Raw genomic sequence first — 1,860 nt, forward strand, 5'->3', positions numbered from 1 at the left:
TTTGTCGCTCGGCCTTGGCGAATTTCCTCGCACGTCTTTGAGTCGGAGTGAGCTTTTTCTTAACCTTTGCCATGTCTGACCATTCTGGTGCTAACGCCTTGCATGAGGGGCGCAGTTGTAGCGGAGCCCGAAGGGCGTAGCGAAAAGTGCGTCCCACTCCATGCAATTGTTAGATGCCATTACTCGCAACACTTGCCTTCCTGTATTGGAGGGCATTTAATCGTACCAAAGCTACAAAAAACACAACAATCTCCCGCATTTGGTTTTAGGACCCTTTTGCAGGACTCGCAGTCATAGAAATATTGGCATGCGTCAGTTGGCATGGTTTCTGTTTTTTGATGACCACAGTGGGGGCATGTGATTTCCGATTGAAGCACTATGCCTGTGCTACGCATTGATTACACCTCCTGGCTTCCAAAGTGTTCCAAATGGCAGAAACCACCAGCCCAACCAGCGCAGAGTACAGTAGCCATCCCAGTAGCGAAATGTTGTAAACAACCACCAATGCACCAAAGCACACTACGGTTAAGGCTAATGGCCCGTACTTGCCATGTTTCCGAAATGACAGAAACGCGCCGAAAACTGCCAGCAGGCCGAATATTTGCACGATGTACGCAATGTACTCGGAGTAAGGCAGTAAAGCAGATAAACCGACTGTGCTGGCAACGGAAGCAAGAAACGGAAGGCAGCAAGGAGCCGCAGCGGCTACAGCTGACACACTACTTCCGACACCACCAAAACTTAGAAGGGATTCTTTCATGGCATGAGACCTTGACTATTAAGACACGGTCAGTGTAAATCCCGTACCTAAGTACGGCGTCAATTTTTTTCTTCGATCAGGCTCTCTATGATGGGGCACCCCTCATAAGGCTTGCGATCTTTGCAACTAGCAACGGCTTGCTCCAAGACGGCTTCGATTTTGGCAAGATCATTCAATTTTTCACGCACCAGCAGCAACTTCCGGTTAGCTACGCTCTCGACCTCCGCGCAATCGGATGCTGAAAGCTCAAGCAGGGAGGAAATTTCCGACAGCGTGAACCCAAGCGCTTGAGCGCGCTTGATGAAATACAGACGATCACGGTGAGACGTCGAGTAGTGCCGGTTCTCGCCGTATGGGCGCTCCGGAATATCCAGAAGCCCCCGCCGCTGATAGTAACGAACCGTCTCGACCGAAACTCCTGCACTTTTAGCAAGTTCACCTATTCTCATGATCATGGATGGCATCTAACGCCCGGCTTTAGGGCGGACTTGTAGCCGCGCAGCGGCGGAAAGGCCGTCCCAGCCCCGAAGGGGCGATAACAGCCGTTTGTTAGCCTTACTCACTGATTCGCACCATTTCGTATGCCAATACTGATTTTCCGTTATATGACGCCTCAAACTCCCCGGTAACCGTAAAGCCGTATTTATGGTACATGGATTTTGCTGGGAAGTTGCTCTTCGCCACGTATAGTTTAGTAGGAGTCCTAACCTCAGCAATCAGGTGATCGAACAACGCGCTACCAACCCCTTGGCCACGATACAACGGATGGACAAAAAGAGATCTAATTTCATTTTGGTAAATAGCACCATAGCCAAGAATACCATCGTCCTCATAAACAAAAATTTCGGACTCCATGAGATCTCGAAGTCGTTTCTCGTCCTCCTTCAGGGGCAATAACTGGAATACCTCTCGCTCAAAGCGAAGTTCGTCCAGCTTCGACAGCGAGTAAATTTCGTTCACTTTCTCAAAATCGCTTTCTTGAAATTTCCGTATCATCATAGAGGCTAACGCCTGCCGTCACCGGTGACAAAGCCAGAGCGAAGCGGAGGTTTTGGCATCCGGTGCACGGCCTGGTTATGCAGCATGTAGCGGCTTGATTC

General features: G+C 49.9%; 4 protein-coding genes. All 4 read right to left on the reverse strand.

From position 1 onward, the window contains the following. Nucleotides 1-179: 179 nt before the first annotated feature. A complete protein-coding gene (locus ACQKE4_RS20600; RefSeq protein WP_084638734.1) occupies nucleotides 180-395 on the reverse strand; it encodes a GDCCVxC domain-containing (seleno)protein in 216 nt (71 codons plus the stop codon). Beyond that, nucleotides 377-760, reverse strand: coding sequence for a MerC family mercury resistance protein (locus tag ACQKE4_RS20605; RefSeq protein WP_143032350.1), 384 nt, complete (start codon nucleotides 758-760; stop codon nucleotides 377-379). The genes ACQKE4_RS20600 and ACQKE4_RS20605 overlap by 19 nt, the downstream gene beginning before the upstream one ends. A gap of 59 nt (nucleotides 761-819) precedes the next feature. Continuing rightward, the gene (locus ACQKE4_RS20610; RefSeq protein ID WP_206408130.1) at nucleotides 820-1,215 is read right to left on the reverse strand and encodes a MerR family transcriptional regulator; all 396 of its coding nucleotides are present in this window, start codon (nucleotides 1,213-1,215) and stop codon (nucleotides 820-822) included. Nucleotides 1,216-1,315: 100 nt separating this feature from the next. After that, the gene (locus ACQKE4_RS20615; protein ID WP_427390095.1) at nucleotides 1,316-1,759 is read right to left on the reverse strand and encodes an N-acetyltransferase family protein; all 444 of its coding nucleotides are present in this window, start codon (nucleotides 1,757-1,759) and stop codon (nucleotides 1,316-1,318) included. Between the last annotated feature and the right edge of the window lie 101 nt (nucleotides 1,760-1,860).

The organism is Halomonas sp. NPDC076908, from assembly GCF_050269715.1.
Lineage (GTDB): Bacteria > Pseudomonadota > Gammaproteobacteria > Pseudomonadales > Halomonadaceae > Vreelandella.

Coding starts and splice junctions, on each gene's coding strand:
- ACQKE4_RS20615 (WP_427390095.1), bottom strand. CDS start 1,759: ATGATGATACGGAAATTTCAAGAAAGCGATTTTGAGAAAGTGAACGAA.
- ACQKE4_RS20600 (WP_084638734.1), bottom strand. CDS start 395: ATGCGTAGCACAGGCATAGTGCTTCAATCGGAAATCACATGCCCCCAC.
- ACQKE4_RS20610 (WP_206408130.1), bottom strand. CDS start 1,215: ATGATCATGAGAATAGGTGAACTTGCTAAAAGTGCAGGAGTTTCGGTC.
- ACQKE4_RS20605 (WP_143032350.1), bottom strand. CDS start 760: ATGAAAGAATCCCTTCTAAGTTTTGGTGGTGTCGGAAGTAGTGTGTCA.